This is a genomic window from Bradyrhizobium elkanii WSM2783, from assembly GCF_000472865.1.
Taxonomy (GTDB): Bacteria; Pseudomonadota; Alphaproteobacteria; order Rhizobiales; family Xanthobacteraceae; genus Bradyrhizobium; species Bradyrhizobium elkanii_A.
Genome location: NZ_AXAP01000030.1, coordinates 1 through 19,514, shown reverse-complemented (window position 1 = coordinate 19,514; position 19,514 = coordinate 1). Strand labels below are relative to the sequence as shown.

Annotated in this window: 20 protein-coding genes, 1 tRNA gene and 1 pseudogene; 4 read left to right on the top strand and 18 right to left on the bottom strand. The window is 63.0% G+C overall.

The annotated features are described in order from the left end of the window. Window positions 1-28: 28 nt before the first annotated feature. From YY7_RS0124445 to YY7_RS0124425, 6 genes are all read right to left on the bottom strand, one after another. On the bottom strand, window positions 29-580 hold the full coding sequence (locus tag YY7_RS0124445; RefSeq protein ID WP_028165539.1) for a hypothetical protein: 552 nt from the start codon (window positions 578-580) through the stop codon (window positions 29-31). Next, a complete protein-coding gene (locus tag YY7_RS63370) occupies window positions 525-881 on the bottom strand; it encodes a hypothetical protein (protein WP_080663820.1) in 357 nt (118 codons plus the stop codon). The genes YY7_RS0124445 and YY7_RS63370 overlap by 56 nt, the downstream gene beginning before the upstream one ends. 197 nt (window positions 882-1,078) lie before the next feature. After that, window positions 1,079-1,678 (bottom strand): formyltransferase family protein, encoded by a 600-nt coding sequence (locus YY7_RS0124440; RefSeq protein WP_028165538.1) that lies wholly within the window; start codon window positions 1,676-1,678, stop codon window positions 1,079-1,081. A 197-nt stretch (window positions 1,679-1,875) separates the two neighbouring features. Then, window positions 1,876-3,165 carry a hemolysin family protein gene (locus tag YY7_RS0124435; RefSeq protein ID WP_028165537.1) on the bottom strand — a complete coding sequence of 430 codons (1,290 nt, stop codon included), beginning with the start codon at window positions 3,163-3,165 and terminating at the stop codon, window positions 1,876-1,878. A 270-nt stretch (window positions 3,166-3,435) separates the two neighbouring features. After that, the gene (locus tag YY7_RS0124430) at window positions 3,436-3,684 is read right to left on the bottom strand and encodes a hypothetical protein (protein WP_028165536.1); all 249 of its coding nucleotides are present in this window, start codon (window positions 3,682-3,684) and stop codon (window positions 3,436-3,438) included. Between the two features lie 113 nt (window positions 3,685-3,797). Continuing rightward, a complete protein-coding gene (locus tag YY7_RS0124425) occupies window positions 3,798-4,001 on the bottom strand; it encodes a hypothetical protein (RefSeq protein WP_028165535.1) in 204 nt (67 codons plus the stop codon). Between the two features lie 1,267 nt (window positions 4,002-5,268). On the opposite strand from YY7_RS0124425, the gene greA reads away from it, so the two are divergent. Next, on the top strand, window positions 5,269-5,754 hold the full coding sequence (gene greA, locus YY7_RS0124405; protein ID WP_028165533.1) for a transcription elongation factor GreA: 486 nt from the start codon (window positions 5,269-5,271) through the stop codon (window positions 5,752-5,754). A gap of 30 nt (window positions 5,755-5,784) precedes the next feature. Here the strand turns inward: greA and YY7_RS0124400 are convergent, their stop codons facing one another. From YY7_RS0124400 to YY7_RS0124330, 10 genes are all read right to left on the bottom strand, one after another. Beyond that, the gene (locus YY7_RS0124400) at window positions 5,785-6,015 is read right to left on the bottom strand and encodes a hypothetical protein (protein WP_028165532.1); all 231 of its coding nucleotides are present in this window, start codon (window positions 6,013-6,015) and stop codon (window positions 5,785-5,787) included. Between the two features lie 345 nt (window positions 6,016-6,360). Next, complete coding sequence (locus YY7_RS61980; RefSeq protein ID WP_196237316.1) at window positions 6,361-6,534, bottom strand: hypothetical protein; 174 nt, start codon at window positions 6,532-6,534, stop codon at window positions 6,361-6,363. A gap of 56 nt (window positions 6,535-6,590) precedes the next feature. After that, a complete protein-coding gene (locus YY7_RS52590) occupies window positions 6,591-6,860 on the bottom strand; it encodes a hypothetical protein (RefSeq protein WP_130226911.1) in 270 nt (89 codons plus the stop codon). A 607-nt stretch (window positions 6,861-7,467) separates the two neighbouring features. Then, complete coding sequence (locus tag YY7_RS0124370) at window positions 7,468-7,674, bottom strand: hypothetical protein (RefSeq protein WP_028165531.1); 207 nt, start codon at window positions 7,672-7,674, stop codon at window positions 7,468-7,470. Between the two features lie 223 nt (window positions 7,675-7,897). Continuing rightward, window positions 7,898-8,338: a hypothetical protein gene (locus tag YY7_RS0124365; protein ID WP_028165530.1), complete on the bottom strand. Its 441-nt coding sequence runs from the start codon at window positions 8,336-8,338 to the stop codon at window positions 7,898-7,900. Between the two features lie 46 nt (window positions 8,339-8,384). Continuing rightward, window positions 8,385-8,699 carry a hypothetical protein gene (locus YY7_RS52585; RefSeq protein ID WP_245287376.1) on the bottom strand — a complete coding sequence of 105 codons (315 nt, stop codon included), beginning with the start codon at window positions 8,697-8,699 and terminating at the stop codon, window positions 8,385-8,387. An 81-nt stretch (window positions 8,700-8,780) separates the two neighbouring features. Beyond that, on the bottom strand, window positions 8,781-9,251 hold the full coding sequence (locus YY7_RS0124355) for a MarR family winged helix-turn-helix transcriptional regulator (RefSeq protein ID WP_028165529.1): 471 nt from the start codon (window positions 9,249-9,251) through the stop codon (window positions 8,781-8,783). A 1,027-nt stretch (window positions 9,252-10,278) separates the two neighbouring features. Beyond that, window positions 10,279-10,354: transfer RNA gene (locus YY7_RS0124340), tRNA-Lys, on the bottom strand. Window positions 10,355-10,610: 256 nt separating this feature from the next. Next, the gene (locus tag YY7_RS0124335; protein WP_028165527.1) at window positions 10,611-13,289 is read right to left on the bottom strand and encodes a glycosyltransferase; all 2,679 of its coding nucleotides are present in this window, start codon (window positions 13,287-13,289) and stop codon (window positions 10,611-10,613) included. 189 nt (window positions 13,290-13,478) lie between these two features. Continuing rightward, window positions 13,479-14,066, bottom strand: a complete 588-nt coding sequence (locus tag YY7_RS0124330; protein WP_028165526.1) for a hypothetical protein — start codon at window positions 14,064-14,066, stop codon at window positions 13,479-13,481. Window positions 14,067-14,311: 245 nt separating this feature from the next. Between YY7_RS0124330 and YY7_RS0124325 the strand changes: the two genes are divergently transcribed. Then, on the top strand, window positions 14,312-15,937 hold the full coding sequence (locus tag YY7_RS0124325; protein ID WP_028165525.1) for a beta-1,6-glucan synthase: 1,626 nt from the start codon (window positions 14,312-14,314) through the stop codon (window positions 15,935-15,937). On the opposite strand, the gene YY7_RS0124320 is transcribed toward YY7_RS0124325, so the two are convergent. Both YY7_RS0124320 and YY7_RS0124315 read right to left on the bottom strand, forming a co-directional pair. Beyond that, a complete protein-coding gene (locus YY7_RS0124320; RefSeq protein WP_028165524.1) occupies window positions 15,897-16,277 on the bottom strand; it encodes a hypothetical protein in 381 nt (126 codons plus the stop codon). The two genes, YY7_RS0124325 and YY7_RS0124320, sit on opposite strands and share 41 nt — an antisense overlap. A gap of 96 nt (window positions 16,278-16,373) precedes the next feature. Beyond that, window positions 16,374-17,702, bottom strand: a complete 1,329-nt coding sequence (locus YY7_RS0124315) for a hypothetical protein (RefSeq protein ID WP_028165523.1) — start codon at window positions 17,700-17,702, stop codon at window positions 16,374-16,376. 168 nt (window positions 17,703-17,870) lie between these two features. Between YY7_RS0124315 and glmU the strand changes: the two genes are divergently transcribed. After that, window positions 17,871-19,223 (top strand): bifunctional UDP-N-acetylglucosamine diphosphorylase/glucosamine-1-phosphate N-acetyltransferase GlmU, encoded by a 1,353-nt coding sequence (gene glmU, locus YY7_RS0124310; protein ID WP_028165522.1) that lies wholly within the window; start codon window positions 17,871-17,873, stop codon window positions 19,221-19,223. Between the two features lie 146 nt (window positions 19,224-19,369). Continuing rightward, window positions 19,370-19,514, top strand: a pseudogene (locus YY7_RS60615) (IS5/IS1182 family transposase); the annotation flags it as partial.

Here is a 19,514-nt window from a genome sequence, read left to right as displayed (position 1 = left end):
GCTTCCGCGGGCGAGCGGCGTGCGCGAGCTATCTCGATAGCGAGATGTCCGCTTCGCGGAACCCGTTATCGGCCCTGATGCTGACAGATTGCTTGTTGCCGCTCGTCCGCATGCTGAGGTTCGCATTGAACCCGCCGGCATTAACGGCAACCTGGAAATTACCGCCGCCGCCGCGGCCCTGCAGGCTCCCGCTGATCCCGCGGCTACCCTCGGTCCAGTTACCGGAGATCGCGCTACCCTGGGCGACGACATCGGCTTGCAGGTTGAACTTGTAGGCATCGCTGGCGCAGGTCAGCGACATCGCCATGTTGACGCCGCCGACGCGGTAGGTCGCGCGGCAGCGGATGCGCTCCCTGGAGCCGTCGTCCAAGGTTACGCTGCCACCGCCAGACCAAGTGCCGGCCATCCCAGCAAACGGGCCGGACTGAGCATGGCTGGGGGAGACCAGAAACGTTGCCGCAGCAAATGCCGCCGCGAAGGTCAGCCGCCGAGCGGAGGGGAACAGCTTCGAGGTCCGGTGGATCTTACTGACGGGAAGCTTCCCATCGACCGCTGCACGGTACGCCTGCTGATGCCCCATTCCACTTCCCCGATCCGGAGTTGCCACTGAGCTGTCCGTTGGCATATGCACCATTGATCGAGACTCGCACAAGGCCCTCACGGCCGACCCTGCCCGAGATGCCAGCGCCCGGCGCGGAGATTTGACCGTCCGTGACCGTAACCGTGGAAGAGGTCGAAGGCTCGCAGGTTCCAGTTTTGGTGACCACGGTGACCTGCCAGAGGCCGTCATAGGGCTGCTGGGCCGAAACAGGGGCAGAAATCAGGGCAGCAGAACCGAGAAAGGACGCAAACAAGAGCGCGCGAATGCGGTCAGGACGCATGGATCAGATTTCCTTGAAATGTGTGTGATCAGTCCGGCTTATCCGGACACAATGTGTTCAAAATGGGCCGTCCTGTGGAAGGCAAAAAGTTCCTGCGAGATCAAACACATCATGGTGAACTTGCATGGTGAATCGGCAGCGTGAATCCGCACACCGAAACACAGGCGCGTTCGATTCTTGCGGCAGACTTTGGGCGTTCAGTGCCTGGCGTCAGGGAGACTGGGTGCCTTGGTCGCGAATTGCTCATCCTGCGGCTTGGCAGGAAGGCTGCCATGAGCTCTGGCATAGTCGATCACCTCGGCGAGCAGCCGGAGCCCCAGCGGCGCCAGCGCCCGCTCCCAGAGCTCGCGCGCGGTTTCGCCTTTCTTGACGAACACCCAGTCCTGCGCCGCGATGGCGCCGGCATCCATGCGATCGGCGAGATGATAGATGCTGCCGCCCGCGATCGGATCGCCTTCCTTGATGGTCCATTCCACGGCAGCCATGCCGCGATGTCGGGGCAGTAGCGAGGGATGGTAGCCGATCCCGCCGAGTTTCGCGGCGGCCAGCGCTTCCTTGCCGACGCGGGCGTGGCTGTGGGCCGTTACGATCAGATCGGTGTCGGGGGCGATCTCGGAGGCTACAACGAGCTTCGGATTGGCCTGCACCACCACATCGATCCCTGTGGCCCGCGCAGCCGCCGCCAGCCGGTCTTCGCCATCGTGCACCACGACCCTGACGACATCGACTTCGCGTTGGCGCAGCATATTCAAGGTCGCCACGCCGAAATGGCGGGAACCGACGAGGGTAATCCGCATATCTGTGTTCCGTACCTGATCTTGCCGTTATGCCGATAGCACAGGGCGGCCGACGATCCCGCCGCCGGGGATGGACAAGTTCCTGGTTATCAACAGAACGGCGCTGCAGCGAGCCGGTCTGGCGCATGGGACGGGTGCGCAACGGCCGTCGCGGCGGGGCCGGGAACCTGCGAGATGTCCAGGCTGCGGGAGATAGGTCACGGCTCTTCCACGCGGCTGGCCAAGGCCTTGTCGATCCTCCGGCCGTCGAGATCGACGATCTCGAACTGCCAGCCATGGGCCGTGATCTTTTCGCCGACATTGGGAATCGCGCCGAACTCCTGCAGCAGGAAGCCCGCAAAGGTCTGGTAGGGCCGCGGCGAGGGCAGGGTGATGCCGAGCAGGTCGGCAAATTCGAGCGCCGGCATCCATCCAGAGATCAGGTAGGAGCCGTCATCGCGCTTGACCGAGGCGAGTTCCGCCGGCCCCTCCTCGGTGTGGAACGCGCCGACGATCGCTTCCAGGATGTCGGCGCTCGTCACCACGCCCTGGAAGGTGCCGTATTCATCGTGCACCAGCCCGATATGGACGGCGGAATCGCGCAGGATCGCGATCACGTCGCGTGCGTCCACGGTCTCCGGAATCACCGGCGCCTGACGGACCAGCGAACGGATGTCCGGCGTTCCCCCAGACAGATATGCATCGAGCAGATCCTTGGCTTGCACGATGCCGAGTGCAACGTCGCGATTGCCGTCGAACACGACCGCCCGCGAATGGGTGGTCTTGAGCAGCGTTGCATGGATCTCGGAAGGGGGATCGGCGACGTCGATCGAACTGACTTCGTGACGCGGCGTCATCACCGCGCCGACCGGAAGATCGCCGAGCCGCATCACGCCCGCGATCATCTCTTTTTCGCCGGGCTCGAGCACGCCGGCATTTTCGGCTTCGACCACCAGCGTCCTGATTTCTTCCTCGCTGACTTTCTCTTCGGCTTCGCCACGATGGCCGAGCAGCCAGAGCAGCGCCTTGCCGGAGCGGTCGAGCAGCCAAACCAGCGGCAGCGAGATCCTCGCCATCCACACCATGGCCGGCGCGACCCTGACCGCAATCGCTTCCGGATCGCGCAGCGCGATCTGCTTGGGCACGAGCTCGCCGACGATCAGCGAGGCATAGGTGATGACGGTGACGACAAAACCGACGCCGATGGCATCGGCGAGCGCTGGGGAGACACTGAATCCGAGCAGCCATTGCGAGACCCGCTGCCCAAGCGTTGCCCCGGAAAAAGCGCCCGAGAGCACCCCGATCAGGGTAATGCCGATCTGCACGGTGGAAAGGAATTTGCCCGGGTCAGATGAAAGCGCCAGCGCTTGCCGCGAGCCGCTCACGCCTTTTTCGACCAATCCCGCCAGCCTTGCCGGCCGGGAGGAGACGATCGCCAGTTCCGACATCGCAAGCAGGCCATTGACGACGATCAGGACAAAAACGATCGCAAGTTCCAGATAAAGCACGATTAAACCTTCTTTAATGCTCAGCCGCGACAGCACCGAACATATAGGAAGCGCAACCCGTTTGGCTCCCGCTTGCCGACGCCGTCCGGAACAGCCGCGCCGCGCGAAGGTGTTAACACAGGTTCGGCTCGGTGTGAGGGGCGTCACATCGTGAAGCCGGGGAGCGGCGGTACAAACTCGGCCACCGCAATAGCTGGCGATAGAGCGACGCAGATGGATGCTCCGGGCCTGACGGCCTGGCGCATGTTCGGTTCTGATCGAATCAGAAGTCTAGCGCCAAGCGAGAATCCGCATCTCTGGTCTTGCGAAGCTGCGCTCCGGCTGCCCGCTCTGCTTCGGCTGGGGCGCGGCAACGCGCTCGAGACGCGCGCGCAGATCGGCGTTGTATTGCTTCATCTGGTTGCGCAGTTCGCGCCGGCCGAAAGCGGTCAGCGAGGGATCAGCGAGTTGCAGCCAGGCGGCGCGAAGCCATTCCTGCAACGCGCGGATGTCTTGATCCAAGATCTCTGGTTGGGTCATGCCGCCAAACCGTGTGAGAATCGATCAAGATGCGAGTAGGTCTGATTCGTCAGACAATACCTAGGACAAAATAGCGTCAGGGTTGCATTTCGAACGGCTGATCAGTGCCATCCTCATTCGACCTCATCCGGATTCGAGCGCAGCATGTCCATCGCGACCCAGATGCCGGCAAGCACCGCGGCGATCATCGCGACGTGCCGGATCTGCGTGGTGGAAAAGCCGAGATCCTCGTGAGCGACATATTCCAGTATGATTGCCGCGTACCCCGCGACAACGACGGCGGCGATGATCGTGGGCAGGTCGAACTTGTTTTCCATGGCGGCACCGCGGTCCTACGGCGCCCTGTCTAGCGCGCCGAAACGCCGACCGCTGTGACGTGGTTCACGTCAGCTATTCAAACCGTGCCGCTGTCTCGTGTCGGCCCTGGACGGGTAGAGAAAGATGACTTGGGCCTCAGGGAGTTGGAGCGGGACGTGCGGCGACGTGCTGACCACGCGCTGACTTCCGTCGGTCTCGGTGTAGCTCCTCAGAGTCTCCAGCAACAGGAAGAATTTTTCGGCAAGCACGGCAGCCTCCATCGGTGCTTTCTAATCTGTGCGAGGCGCGCCGCTAGCAATTCAATCAATTAAACGAGAGGTTGCAGGCGCAAACCGCTGCTGCAGCGCAATCGCAGGTGCCGGTGACGAAGCCAGACAGAGCTTGCTGGACCGTTCTGTCATGCTGCGCCGATCGCAAATGCTCGACGTCCCGTAGTCGCCCGGATGGATCGCGCCTCAGAATTTGCGTATGACACGATCGTTCCACCAGACATCATCGCGCTGATGGGGCGGGGGATGATGCGACGAGGCTCGGTCTCTAGGTTGACCGGGCCTCGTCCTTTTTGCTTTGGGCGGTTCACGAATATCGGCACGGCGGGCGGGTCGACCTCGCTCTAACAAGCATTCTCCTGAGCCCGCTTTTTCAACTCGCGATCGATCAGCGTTTGCGTCCGGCGTATCGCGAGCGCCTCCAATGGCGTTCGCATCAGGCCGGTCCTCGCTTGATCGCCGATCCAGAATATCCAGCGCCAGACGTGGCGCTGCCTGGTTTTCTCGACGGTGAACTCAATCCCTTGGTGCTGCATGGCCAGCGGCTATGATGAATCTCTGCGCCCCTCATCGTGGACTTGCCTCACCAGAGTCGAATGGTCTGCTGATATTGTCGTGATATCGCGATGTGTCTGCATCGTTCGGTATGAAGAAATCCAGCGCGTTCAATCTTTGCTTCTCAAAAGTTGGGCCCCGGCTTGCTCGGGGGACAATCGCCGGGGCCCTTGGGAAGGTGGATCATGTCGTCCCAATCGACGGGACGATAACCTGGGAGGCTGCCAGCCGTTCCGAATCTTCCTAAGAATGATACCGAACTATCCCGATTTACGTGAGATGATCGAGGAACGACGCCGGTTCGGACCCGTTGGAAATATCCAGTCTCGGAGTCGAAGATGCCAGAAGAGAATGATCTTGAAGGGCCGCAGGACCAAGGCGCCGATCGCAAGAGCAAGGTGATGGGTGATCCGCGCGTTGGCCGGACGCGCATGAGAGCAACATGAGCCGCGCTTTTGTCAGGGAAGGCGAGGGTAAGCTCGACGATCTGCCCGATCGGCCGATTTCGGACGCGCGAAACGATGTCACCAGGGAAGGCCTTGCCCAGATCGAGGCCGCAGTCGCGGCCGCGCAAGAAGCGTTGGTGGCGGCACAGGCGGAGGGCGACCGCTCGGCGATCGCGAGCGCCTCACGTGACTTGCGTTATTGGAGCGCGAGGCGCGCTTCCGCCAATGTGGTGGCAGAGCCCGAGGACGACGGCCAGGTTCGGTTCGGACATGCCGTTACAATCCTCCGCGATGACGGTCGACAACAGACCTTTCGGATCGTCGGCGAGGACGAGGCGGATCCTGCGCACGGCACCGTCTCGCACGCCTCACCATTGGCGCGAGCGCTGTTTGGCAGGAGGGTGGGAGACGTTGTCCGCGTTGGCAGCGGTGAGGCGGAAATCCTCAACGTCTCCCGTATGAATGCGCTTGGCGAGGGGTGACCGCTCGTGCCGAGAGCGCTCGGTCTCAAACTACATCACATCGGCAAAAACGTCGTCGATCACGGCAAGAGACACCGGGATCACAGCCAGTTCGTCCTGCTCCGAAGGACCTGACGTTCCCTTGATGTCCTGGACCACCCGGCTCTTGAAGTTGCGGAGCCACTGCATCGGCTCCTCGCCACTCTGCAGTGCTTGCTCGGCCAATATGTGGCGCATGAGAACAAGCATCGCATGCTGGTAACCGACAAAATCACTATCCATAGCGCTTCCTCGAAATGAGTTGGGCAATACCTCACGGGCCCATCTTATACTTTTTCTTCGGGCCAATCCGCTTGATGAAAAACAAAACCCCCACCGACCGGGAGGAAGGCGGGGGCTCTTGCGGGTGGATGGCACGAGGCCCGGTGAAACCCTAGGTGTCGCCCCAAGGACCCACAATTCTCAGAAAAGCGCCGAGATACGGTTCCGGCAAGGCGATTTTGTAGGCAGCCATCCGACCCACGTTAGAGCGTTTTCGAGCGAAGTGGAGACCGGTTCGCGTGAAGAAAACGCGTCAAAACAAGAATCTAGAGCTTCGGTTCTGATTCAATCAGAACCGAAAATGCTCTAGTCGGGCTCTTCGCCGGAGCCGCTCGAGCCGGCTTCATCGAGCAGATTCAGCGCGGTGTCGATCTGCTCGAGCAGCCGCTCGATCTCGGCGCGTTCGTTCGCCCCGGGATTCTCCTGCAGCCGCTCGAGCAATTGCTGCTTTTGCGCGAGGAGCTTTGCCGCGGTCGTCATTCGGATCTCCTGGCGCAGTCGTCGTGGTGTCAGAGGTCTCGCTGATTGGCTGCGCGCTATCGATTTCTTCCGCCCGATCCAGAACCCTGGCTGCCGGTTCCATTGCTGGATCCTGTCGTCTGGCTCTGGTCAGACTGACCGGGAACGCGCGCGCCCTGCTTCTCCTGGCCGGCCACATAGCCTGACTCGCCGGAGTTGCGGGTCTTGACGCCCTTGTTGGCGTCGTCCTGCATCTGTTGCTTGCCGGGTGTCATCTGCTGCGCCGCTGCCGGCAGCGCGATCGCGCTTCCCAGGGCGATGAGCATTGCGATAGTTGAGGTTCGCACGCGCGCTCCTCCCGTGTTGGCTCCTTGCAAGAACGCGCAAGGCGGCAAACGTTTCCGGAGGCGCTGGAATTTAGGCCGATGCGCTCGGCGAGGGCTATCGCGGTACGGCAGCAGCGCTGTGAGACAGCGCCCGCTCAAGATTGCTGGAGCGGGAATGCATCCAAACGAAATCAGGTTCGCGCTAGCCGGTCCGATAAGCGTCCAGCGCGTGCGCGAGGAAGATACCCACGCTCACCAGCGCGAGGATTGCTGCAGAGGTCTCGATCATTGCTGCACCTCCTGTTGTGCCAGGGAGGCGAGATATCTGCTGCACGATTGTTCCCAGAACAGGTCCAATATGAACTGCATGTTCGCCATCCCTGTTTTCCTTTTGAAACGTAGATAGCTCGCACTTTGTTTCAGGACGTTTTCGTCATCGGTGGAAAATGGTTTCGTGCGATGCAAACGGTCCGGCGCCTGACACAGTCCGCCACGCGAGCGACAAGATCAGGCCACAATCCACGGAGAGCTCGGCTGCGGCGGCGAAGGCATGCAGCGCGTCCGGATCAAGCACCGGACATCCACACATCATCGTCGCCGCGCCTTGAGGAGAGATACTTTCCGTGGATCAATTCTTGCCCGCGGTACCCGGGCTTGATCCTCCGTACTGCGACGATCCGGTGCCGCTCAGCGAGGTGGGGCCGGCGGCTGTGCCGTTCGGATTACCCAAATTTTTCGCGTGGTGCGCGCGGTGATGACGCTTGGCCGCATCCGCCGGCACGAAGGTCAGCGAGAGCATGGCCAAAGTGGTCAAGGCAACTGCAACGAATTTCATTTCACTTCCTCCTGGAGGGATAGGTTCGTGTAGTTGGGCGCCCTGCGGAGGAAAACGAGATCAGGTTTGCATCGCCGCCAGCGAGTTTCGTGCGAAATGAAAACGTGAGCGAGTATGAAAGTCTTCTTGGAAAGAAAGCAGAGCAGGCGAAGCGGAAAGCGCGGAGACGCTCGTCAACGCGATCGCCGCTCTGGGAAGGCGACACCGCCGCGACGGCGGAGCATCAGGAACGCGACGCCAGCGGCAAAACCGCGGCAAGATTTGCCACGAACAGCGTCGCATCGATGACGAAAATCCTGAGCATCGGGCCCTTCAATACGGGCCAGTATGCCACCCCGACGCGACCCCCGCGCATCAGGACCGGGAGGTTATAGGCGAACTGGCTGAAGTGGCACGCGGCGAAGAACAGGAACAGCGCAAGCTGCGCGTCAATCGCCTGAAAGAAGGGCGGCCGGGCGAGAAGATAAAGCGACAAGAGACCGATTGGCAGATTGATCCCGCCCAGAAATGCCACGCTGGCGGACAAGGTCGGTGCAATCGGATTGCCGCGCTCTTCCCGGGGCACCAGGATCTTCAGCGTATTGCGCTGGGCAATGCTGAACTGGATGAATGCGCCGCCGAACCAGAGTGCGTTGAGGAGCAGGACGAAATCCGAGAATCGCATCGGCTACTTTCCGTAGAAGGCTTCGCTGCGCACCACACGGCCGGCATCATCGAAGTCCATGAACTCGCTGGCGCGCGTGTCGCCCAGTTGCCACCACACCGTTAGGCGCGCGGTCGTTTCGTCCCAGGATTTTCAGGTCTGCGTTTTCAATGCCTCCATAAGCCTTGCGCCAGTAGGCGCGAATGTTCTCGGCGCCAACGACCACGGGAGAATCCGTCAGTTTGAGCGCCAGGGGGCTGCGCATCTCGGCGGCGTCGGCCAAGTGCGAGACGACGGCATCGATATCAACCTTGCACCAGTTGGCGCACCACGCCTCGACAAAGCGCCCGGCGGCCGCCCGGTCCATTGTCCGTCCGCTCATGCTTCCGCCCTCCTCAAGTGCAACTGCTGAAGAGTGGCACGGCGTGACATTGACGTCAATCAGGTTGACCTGAGAGTGCAGTCAGTTGTTGTCGGCGATAGCTTCCATAACGGCCATCCACGCGGCTGCGCCGGACGGCCCAGCACGATCAAATGCCTCGCGCAGGACCTCCCGCTCGTAGCCCGATGCTCGTTGTTCGATGCGTTGCCCCGCCTGCGTCAGGCGCAGCAATTTGGATCGATGCTGCTCGGGCGACCGCTTCGATGTCAGGAGCTTGCGCTCGAGCAACAGGCCGAGCGGCCGGTTCAAAGCTTGCTTGGAAATGCCGAGGACCTCGATCAGCGAGCCGATCGAGATGTCGGGCCGCCGTGCGACGACATAGAGAATGCGATGGTGCGGGCGTGATAGGCCGAGCGTGGCGAGATACTGGTCGGCCGAGAGCGTCATCCCGCGCCAACCATAGTACATGAGCTCCAGCGCCGCGTCCAAATCGTGGAGCTTGTTGAGGGAGGCGCGGTGCAGGCCCGCGGCGTGAGAAGCGGTTTTTTGCATTTGCCTATCGTGTCGAATTTGCCGAAGAGAATCTATCCTCGCGCGCGCAGCTCCGGTCGCAGCACCTTCCCCGTTACCATTATCGGTAGCGTCTCAGGAAGCGACTGCGCCGCCGCTAGCGTGCAAACGCGTGAGGACATATGATGCTGCCCTGGACGCGCGAAGGCGCTCCTCAAAGGGGCGCTCTTATCCACACACCAACTTCCACCACCAGGCGAACACGCCCGCGAGGAGGGGGGAAGACGTCTGGGAAACCGCCGCGGCTCTCGCGTAGTTGCCGGCGATCTCGAGCATGGCGTTGCGCGACTCGTCGAGGAGGCACAGCGCAGCTTGTTCGCGGGCTACTCGCTCCAATCGACGAGGCTCTTCTGCCTCGTTCGTTGTGGTCCAATTCGGGGGAAAGAGAAGCATTTCCAAACGGTAAATGGGTAGGTCAGGCCTGCTGTCATAAATCTATCACTAAACGCCACTGGGCCCCATCACTTTTGCTGGATCGATCCTCACCCGAGGAGGCTACGGGGCGTCATGGGTGTGAGTTAATTGAAATCATGTCGCCGCTTGCGGGCTCGAGTCCGGCGCCTGGCGGACATAAAAGCTCTGACCGCATAGCCAACCAGAGCGCCGACAAGAAAGACGCCCACCAACAAATCTGGTGCAGGCAACTCCATGGGAGGATCCCTGCTGGGGTCAATAGCTGATTAATGGCCCAAACGCGCTGAAACTCCCCACACAAACCGGTGAGATTCTGTCCATGGGTGATTAACTCACGCCACAATCACGACTGACGGGCTCAATCAGCGGCGTCTCGGCTTCCTGGAAGGCTGGCAGGTCCAGCGAGGCCGGGCCGAACTTGTTATGGGCCATCCGACAGCTGCGCGCGCAAACCGGCCGATGCTCTGAGCTGTCGCATTGAGACGGATGCGGCCGGCTAAGGTGACCTCGACCATATCGCTGATGATATCATCGCGTATGTTCGTCGTTTGAATTTTGGCGCAAGTGTTTTGGCGCGGGCTGGACATATTGTGTGTGGTGAGCGCGGAGGGACTCGAACCCTCGACCCCATGATTAAAAGTCACGTGCTCTACCGCCTGAGCTACGCGCTCACTTCCTGGAGGTAACGACGTTCTAAACCGTCACCCCGTTCCAGCTCTTGTCTGACCATGATCCGCCGGAAACCGACTCCCGCCTTTCCGGATCATGCTCCAGCCCGCGCTGTGTAGGGGGCGGGGGCCGACGGGTCAATAGCGCAGAGGGCGGCAAATGCGTGGTCGTGCGGGCCCGGGATTGCCCTGAGATAGCTGGCGGTTAGTCCGCTTCTTCAAGCCCGGCCGCGAAATCAATCCACGGCCGGATAGCGCCTCAGTTGGCGTCGCGGCGGATTTCCGAGGCGGCCTGCTGGGAAGGAGCGGCGATCGTGGGCATGGCGACCGGGCGCAGACCGATCAGTTCCGCGGTACGGATGGCGCTGTTGCGCCAGAACGAGAACGAGTTGATGCGCGAATTCTCCAGGATCGCGATCGCGACCGCTGCGAGGAAAGGCAGGCTCTGCAGCACCAGCACGCCGGCGAAGATGTAGATCTCGCGGACCTGCTTGAAGCCGTTGGTGGCGATGAGGACCGCGGCGCCGACCAAGAGGAGGACGCCGATCACCGCTTCCCAGAACGCCTGGAATTCGATCGACATCCGCGAAAGGCCGCCCTTGGAGGTGCGGGCGAACGCCAGGTGCTCGGTGATCAGTCCCTGCGCCACGGCGCGCGACACCGTCCATTGCACGCTCATCGCCGCGATCATGGCGCCCAGCATCTGGCCGGCCTTCACCTTTACCCGCATCCGGTACAGCGCCACGAAATGCACGAGCGAGACGACGAAGGAGGCGATGATCGGCAACGTCAGGATCTTGTCGGGGATGGCGATGTCGGCAAAGGCGACGATCGGCACCCAGATCAGGTTGAGGATCGCGACCAAGACGCCGAGGCTCTCGGCGCCCAGCCAGTTCAGCCAGCCCAGCGAAAATTCCCGGCGCTGGTTGGGCGAGAGCCGGCTCGCACCGGGCAGGAAGCGCCGCCAGTGCTTTTTCACGATCTGGAAGCCGCCATAGGCCCAGCGGTGTCGCTGCTTCTTGAAGGCCTCGTAGGTGTCGGGCAGCAGGCCTTCGCCGTAGCGCTGGTTGGTGTAATGCGTCAGCCAGCCGCGCTCGATGATGGCAAGCCCGAGATCGGTGTCCTCGCAGATGGTGTCGCTGGACCAGCCGCCGGCCATGTCCATCGCGGCGCGGCGGATCAGGCACATCGTGCCATGCACGATGATGGCGTTGTGTTCGTTGCGCTGGACCATGCCGATGTCGAAGAAGCCGGCATATTCGCCGTTCATGATGTAGTGCATCAGCGAGCGGTCGCCGTCGCGATGCTCTTGCGGCGCCTGCACCAGGCCGACCCGCGGGTCCGCAAAGACGGGCACGAGGTCCTTCAGCCAGTCCGGATGCACGACATAGTCGGCATCGATAATGCCGATGATCTCGGCGTCTGCCGCGGTGCGGTCCATGGCGATGCGCAAGGCGCCGGCCTTGAAGCCCTGGACCTTCTCGGCATTGATGAACTTGAAGCGCTCGCCGAGCGCGCGGCAATGATCCTGGATCGGCTGCCAGAACGCGGGATCTGGCGTGTTGTTGATGATGCAGACGCATTCGAAATTGGGGTAGTCGAGCCGCGAGACGGCATCGAGCGTCTGCTTCAGCATCTCCACCGGCTCGAAATAGGCGGGGATGTGGATTGAAACCTTGGGGAAGGTGACCTGCTCGCCAATCGTGGCGGGCGCCACCGCTGCGCTCTTCCGGATCAGGCGGTGGGGGCCGCGGCCGAAGGCGACATCGGCGATCTCCTCGATCCGCGCCATCGCGATCAGGATCAGCGGGACGAGAAGGATCAGGCCGAGCGCCATCGCGAATGCCGAGCCGAACACGAAATAGTGCCCGGCCCAATAGGCGAAGACGGTCGCAACCCAGGCGCCGACGCCATTGGCGGCAGCCGAGAGTATTAGAGCCTGCATCACCGTCGGGCGTTCCAGGCGCAGGATCGGCAGCGACATCAGGATGCCGACGAGGAGGGCGAGCAGCGCGAGCTTCCAGTAGTTCTCGTTCACGATCGGCCCGGTCCAGGCGAATTTCGGCTCGCGGGACGCATTCAGGATGCCCCAGTACGGGCCGACGCCGCCTTCGAAGAATTTCCAGGGCTGATCGATCGCCTCGACGATGTTGTAGTCCATGCCGATGGCTTCGGCGCGGGTGACGAAATTGCGCAGCACCGAGGCCTGCTCGAACGGGCCGGGCTCCGCATTCCGGAGATTGTAGCCCGCACTCGGCCAGCCGAATTCGGCGATCACGATGCGCTTGCCCGGGAACTGGTCGCGCAAGAGCTGGAACATGGCGACCGCCTGGTCGACGGCCTGTTGGGCGGTGAAGTTCTCCCAGTAGGGCAGGACGTGGGCGGCGATGAAATCGACGGAATTGGCGAGCTGCGGATTGTCACGCCAGATGTTCCAGATTTCGCCTGTGGTGACGGGGACATTGACCGATTTCTTGACGCGCTTGATCATCTCGATCAGGTCGTCGATCTTCTGCTCGCCGCGGTAGATCACTTCGTTTCCGACGACGACGCCGATCACGTTGCTGTTGCGCCGGGCGAGGTTAATCGCGGCGTCGATCTCGCGCTCGTTGCGCTCGGAATTCTTGTCGATCCAGGCGCCGACCATGACCTTCAAGCCGAATTCGGCGGCGATCGGCGGAACCAGTTCAACGCCGCCCGTCGACGAGTACAGGCGGATCGCGCGCGTCATCGTCGACAGCTTCTTCAGGTCGGCGCGAATCTTTTCGGCTTGCGGGATATTGTCGACGTCGGGATGTGCGCTGCCATCGAACGGCGCATAGGAGACGCTCGGCAGCATGCCGCGGAAGTCAGGAGCCTGCTGCTTTTCCTGCAGAAGGCCCCAGAGCGCGGCATGCACGGCGGTGACAAGCAACAGAACGGCGGCGACAGCGCGCATCGCGGCTAAACCATACGGGGCTGCTATGAAAGGAGAAAGCGAACCCGTCCCCTAGGTTCGACCGACATGGCGGTAAACTGCAAGATAATCCTGCCACGCGATTCCACAACTGATATGACCGCATGGCGTTTTGAGGGCGCCACGCAGCTCAAATGACGGAAGTCGCGTTCGTTCCAAAGTCGAAGGCGGTTATTTCGCGGCCGGCGACGGCGAGGCCGTCGGCGCTGGAGAAGGTGAGGCGGCAGGTGCCGGCGCAGCGTTGCCAGCCGTGGCGGGCGGCGCTTGCGGGTTGGGCGCTGCCGCAGCGGCTGCGGCCGCCGGAGGCTGGGCGCCGGGGTTGATCCAGCAAGCGTGGATGCGGCCATCGAGGCTGCGCGGCACCTTGTCGTCGATCGTGGCGCCAAACCGGGTCAGGCAGCGGAAGGTCGCCTGCACATGGCCGCCGGGGCAGCCGAAGCGATCGTAAAGGTCAAGGTGGCGGAAGGCGGTGTCGAGGTCATCAAGCCACATCAGCCGCACCACGCGCCGGCCGAGCCAGACGCATTCCGGGTTTCCGGCGGGGCCGTTGATCGCCTGCGTGGCCTCGACGAATTCGTCGGTCTTGCGCTGATTGTCCTTGGTGACGTCGGACGGAGCGTTTCCCTGCTTCGACTGCTCCTGCGGATTCGGCGTGCCGCTTTGGGAGAAAGCGGCACCGGTACCGATCAGAAGCGCGAGGCCGGCAGTGGCGAAATGGCGCAAGACCGCGATTTTGAACTGAAGCACCCGTCCACCCATACCTTCCCCGATCGATTTCCCGCCCAACAAATCATCTCGAACGGCCATGGCGTAATGCCGTCCAAATAGGTCTCCAGTGCGGCGGAGACGCTGGCGGAATCCCATGACCGGTATTTCAGATTTTGTCCAGCAAAGTCACAACTTTATCGCAACAGCGCAAAACTGTCGCAGGACAACCTTGCTATTGCCCGACTCGTGCTCTTGGCAGACGGTGCATGACCGGCTAATCGACGGTCCCCCGGAGGATGGAACCGATTTCTCTTCGTACGCCACTGGCGCTTCTCCTGATATCGCTGGGTTTGATTGCGGCCGTGTGGTGGTGGCTCGCCACGCCGATTACGCTTGCGCGCGCGCCGATCGACCCCAATGCAAAGCTGCAATGCGTCTCCTATGCGCCGTTCCGCGATACGCAGACGCCGCTGATCCCCACCACGCACATTTCGGCCGACCAGATCGCCCAGGATCTGGCTGATCTCGCCAAGGTCACCGAGTGTGTGCGCACCTATTCGATCGAGAACGGGCTCGACCAGGTGCCGGGCCTCGCGGCGAAGGTCGGGCTGAAAGTCATCCAGGGCATCTGGCTCGGCAGCGACCGGATCAAGAACCAGACCCAGATCGCGGTCGCGGTCGGGCTCGCCAAGCAATATCCGGGTGTGATCACGGCGCTGGTCGTCGGTAACGAAGTGCTGCTGCGCGGGGAGATGACGACCGCGGATCTCGCCGCCTATGTCCGCGCGGTGAAGGCCCAGGTCCAGGTGCCCGTGACCTACGCCGACGTCTGGGAATTCTGGCTGCGCAACCGCGAGGTCTATGACGCCGTCGATTTCGTCACCATTCATATCCTGCCTTACTGGGAAGACATGCCGGTGCGGGCGAAATTCGCCGCCGCCCATGTCGATGCCATCCGTAAGCGCATGGCGGTGGCATTCCCGAACAAGGAGATCCTGATCGGGGAGACGGGCTGGCCGAGCATGGGCAGGATGCGCGAGGGGGCGCTGCCATCGCGCACCAACCAGGCGCGGATCGTCTCGGAAATCCTCGATCTCGCCAAGCGCGAGGGTTTCCGCGTCAACCTGATCGAGGCCTATGACCAGCCCTGGAAGCGCCAGCTCGAGGGTACGGTCGGCGGCTATTGGGGCCTGTTCGACTCCGTCAATCGCGTGGTGAAGTACCCGCCCGGAGTCGCCATCAGCAATTACCCGCTTTGGAAATGGTACATGGGCGCTGGCCTTGGGCTGGGCTTCGTCACCTTCCTCGTGGCCTGGCTGGCGGTCCGGCGGCGGCCATGGGCGCCGCGGGTCATGTCCTGGATCGCGGTCGGCGTCTCCGCAACCAGCGCCGGGATCCTGCTCGGGGTTGCCATCGACAAGATGATCTATGAGAGCTACGGGACCGGCGGCTGGGTGCAATGGGGGACGCTGCTTGCGGCAGCCATCCTCGCGCCGATCCTGTCGGCCCACGCGCTGATGGCCGGCAAGTCGCTGCCGACCTTCCTCGAGTTGCTCGGGCCGCGCCAGTACCGGCACGGCACCATGCTCACCGCGCTGCTCGGCCTGTCGCTGATCGTGACGACCGTGATCGGGGCTGAAACCGCACTCGGCTTCACCTTCGACCCGCGCTACAAGGACTTTCCGTTCGCCTCGCTCACCATGGCGGTGGTGCCGTTTGCGCTGCTGATGCTGCTCAACCGGCCGCAGGAAGGGGTAAGGCCGATCGCGGAGGCCGTGTTCGCTGGCCTCCTGCTGGTTGCGGCCGGCTATACCTTCCTCAACGAGGGTACCGACAATTGGCAGTCGGTCTGGACCTGCGCGATGTATGTGTTGCTGGCGCTTACGCTGTGGCGGGCGCGGGTCGCGCAAAGCCCAAAATGAGCAGGCCGATCGCGATCCCCGACAGCGCGACATTGTAGAGCACGATCCCGAACCCCGCCGCGATCAGCCCGCCGGTCATCAGGACGATCGACGGCCGCAGCACGTGCAGTGTCGCGATCACGAGCGCGACGATGCCGAACACCGAGTTCCGGAACAGGGTCGTCGCCAGCGCGCGCACCTTGCAGTTCATGGTCTGCAGGCCCGCATCGCAGGCGAGCGCGACAGTTGAGAATTCGATCACGAGATAGCGCACGTAAAGTGCGTAACCGACGGTGAGGAAACCGACGATCAGCAGGAATTGCACCTGATAGGGCGTAAGGCGAAACGGGGTCTTTGTCATCGCGCGAATATGGTCGGGAAAGGGGACGAGGACAAGCCGCTTCGGGCGGCATGAAAGCGAGTGAAAATGTCGCCGCAACGTCTTGCGGTCACGCCATTATTGCTCCTTGCGACCGAACATTGAGGTGATCGCCGAGACTGCGGAAGGCGGCGCCGGCTTCTTCGGCGGCTCCTCGACCACCACTGGAGCTGCCGCTCGTTTCGGTGCCGCGTGCCGGCGTGGTGCGGGCTTGTTGGGAGTTGTCGCCGTCGGCTCCGGCTCGTCCTTGAGCGTCAGGCGCTGGCCGTCGAAAACAGCGGTCTCGCAAGGGCGGCCGTTCTCGGCGAGCACCGCGCAGATTTTCGCCGCGGCCCCGGCGTCGCGCAGCGGGCCGGCAACCAGGCGAAGCTGCATGCCGAGCCCGTTGGCGCCTTCCTTGATGACGATGATCGGGCGCAGGTTGAACAGTGGAGCGTTCGAGCGCGATTTCAACAGGCCTCGCCACAACGCGCGCAGCCCCGGCACCGTATTGGCGGTGCCGAGATCGACCCCGAATTCGGTACGCAGCACCTCGGCTTTCGGCGCGCCGGCGTCCTCTTTCGCTTTCTCCGCGTCACCAGCGGCAGGTGCCGCGGCGACCACCTCGGGCATGGGGCTGGCGGTGACCGTGGCAGCGGGCATGGCCGGCTCGACTTGCTTGCTCGCGGCAGGAACGGGCGGTCCGATTATCGACGCCGCGCCGACGAGCGGCATCGCGGGCAGCGACGCTGCCGCGGCATCGGCCGGGTCCGGATTGCTGGCTGGCACGGGGGCGGCGGGTGCCGTGTTGGCAGCAACGACCGGCGGTTTCTCCACGGGCGGCTTCTCGCTCGCAGCGGCCAGTGGCTTGTCCGAAGCCAGCACCGGGGGCTTTTCGGCGGCTGGTTTCTCGGGCGCGGTTGGAGCGGGTGTCGTTGCCGCGACTGGGGCCACGACCGGAGCCGAGGCATGATGCGCTGCCGGCTCTTGCACCCACGCGGGATATGGCGAGGGGGCGGGCTGTGGTGCAGCCGCCGTGCTCTGCTTCGCGATCGTGCCGGTAACCGAATCCAGTCCTTGCTCCAGCACGGTGACGCGGGTGTAGAGCCGGTCGCGGTCGGAGTTGAGCGTCTCGATCGCGGACGCAAGCCGCCGCGCCTCGTTCTGGCTCTCCTTGGTGAGCATCTGGATCTGCTGCGCCTGCCGCGCCACCTCCGCGGCGGCACCCTGGTCGCGCCGCCACCCGAGCGAGGACTGGTTGGCGAGGACCGCGAGCGTGACGGCGCTGACCGCGGCAAAACCCCAGGAGCCGAGCCGCCACAGCGTGCGGCGGTCGAATTCGTCTTCCTCGGCAAGCAGGCCTGTAAACAAACCGCCGGTGCTTTCCGCGCCGAGATCGCCTGCCAGATTGTCAGGATCTTTGGCCAAAACCCCTTTGGCCCTCCTCAAGGCCCGCCGAATCACGCCGCAAAGATTAACAGGAAATGCGCGGGGAACCTGATCCGTAGCCAACCCGCGAGGCGAATAGGTTTCCTCTCCCGGGGAAACCAATTAAGACGGCTTGGCGCGATCCGCGGACAATATTTGAGGGTTTTGATGACTGCTCGATCCAGCCTGACGGTGGTGCTCGCGGCCGGCGAGGGCACGCGCATGCGATCCTCGCTGCCGAAGGTGCTGCATCCCGTCGCCGGACAGTCGCTGCTGTCCCATGTGCTGCGTGCCGCGCCGCATGGCACGGGCGCTTCGCTGGCGGTGGTGGTCGGGCCGGACCATCAGGCGGTCGCGGATGAGTCGCGGCGGGTCCGTTCTGACGCCAGTACCTTCGTGCAGCGCGAGCGGCTCGGCACGGCCCATGCGGTGCTGGCGGCGCGCGAGGCGATCGCTGCTGGAGCCGACGATCTCCTGATCGCGTTCGGCGACACGCCGCTGATATCGGCGGAGACCTTCGAGCGACTGCGCGCGCCGCTGAAGAATGGCGCCGCGCTCGCGGTGCTCGGCTTCCGCGCCGCCGATCCCACCGGCTACGGCCGGCTGGTGGTCGAGAACGGCAGGCTCGTTGCGATCCGCGAGCAGGCCGACGCCAGCGCCGAGGAGCGCAAGATCACGCTGTGCAATGCCGGCGTGATGGCGTTCGACGGGCGCCAGGCGCTCGGCATCCTCGATGAGATCGGCAATGCCAATGCCAAGGGCGAGTATTACCTGACCGATGCTGTCGCCATCGTGCGTGAAAAAGGATTGGAGGCCGTCGTGATCGAGACCAGCGAAGACGAAGTGCGCGGCATCAACACAAAGGCGCAGCTTGCGGAAGCCGAAGCGGTGCTGCAGGCGCGGTTGCGCAAGGCTGCGATGGAGGCCGGCGTGACGCTGATCGCGCCGGAGACCGTCTATCTCGCCGCCGACACCAAATTCGGCCGTGACGTCACCATCGAGCCCTTCGTGGTGATCGGCCCCGGCGTGAGCATCGGCGATGGCGCGGTGATCCACTCCTTCTCGCACATCGTCGAGGCCATGATCGGCAACAAGGTCTTGATCGGTCCCTATGCGCGGCTGCGGCCCGGCACCTCGCTCGGCGACGGCTCGCGGATCGGCAATTTCGTGGAGACCAAGGCTGCGATCCTGGAGGAGGGCGTCAAGGTCAATCATCTCTCTTACGTTGGCGACGCCCATGTCGGCGCCAACTCCAATCTCGGTGCCGGCACCATCACGTGCAACTATGACGGCTTCCTCAAGCACAAGACCCTGATCGGCAAGGGCGCCTTCATCGGCACCAATTCCTCGCTGGTCGCGCCCGTGAAGATCGGCGCCGGCGCCTATATCGGCTCGGGCTCCGTCATCACCAAGGACGTGCCCGACGATGCGATGGCCGTCGAACGCAGCCCGCAATCCGTCCGCGAAGGCGGCGCCGCGCGCTATCGCGAGATCAAGATGAAAGCGAAGGCCACGAAGTGAAGCTGACGCCGTAGATTGCTTGTCCCGTAGGATGGCAGAGCGGAAGCGAAACCCATCGCTCTACCCATCCTACGAGACTGTGAATCTTTTTATATCGGGCGCGTGGCAGCTGTGATTCTCTTCGCGGATTGATTTGCAGGAGGGGGATGATGGCTGGTGACGAGTTGTTTGGAGAGCTGCCGGAGCAAGCGGAGCCACGGGCCGAAGCAGTGCGGCGCGGTGCGCCGCGGCTGCGCGAGCCGGTGCGCGACCAGGTCGAACTGCGAGCGGTCGATATCGACAGCCTGATCG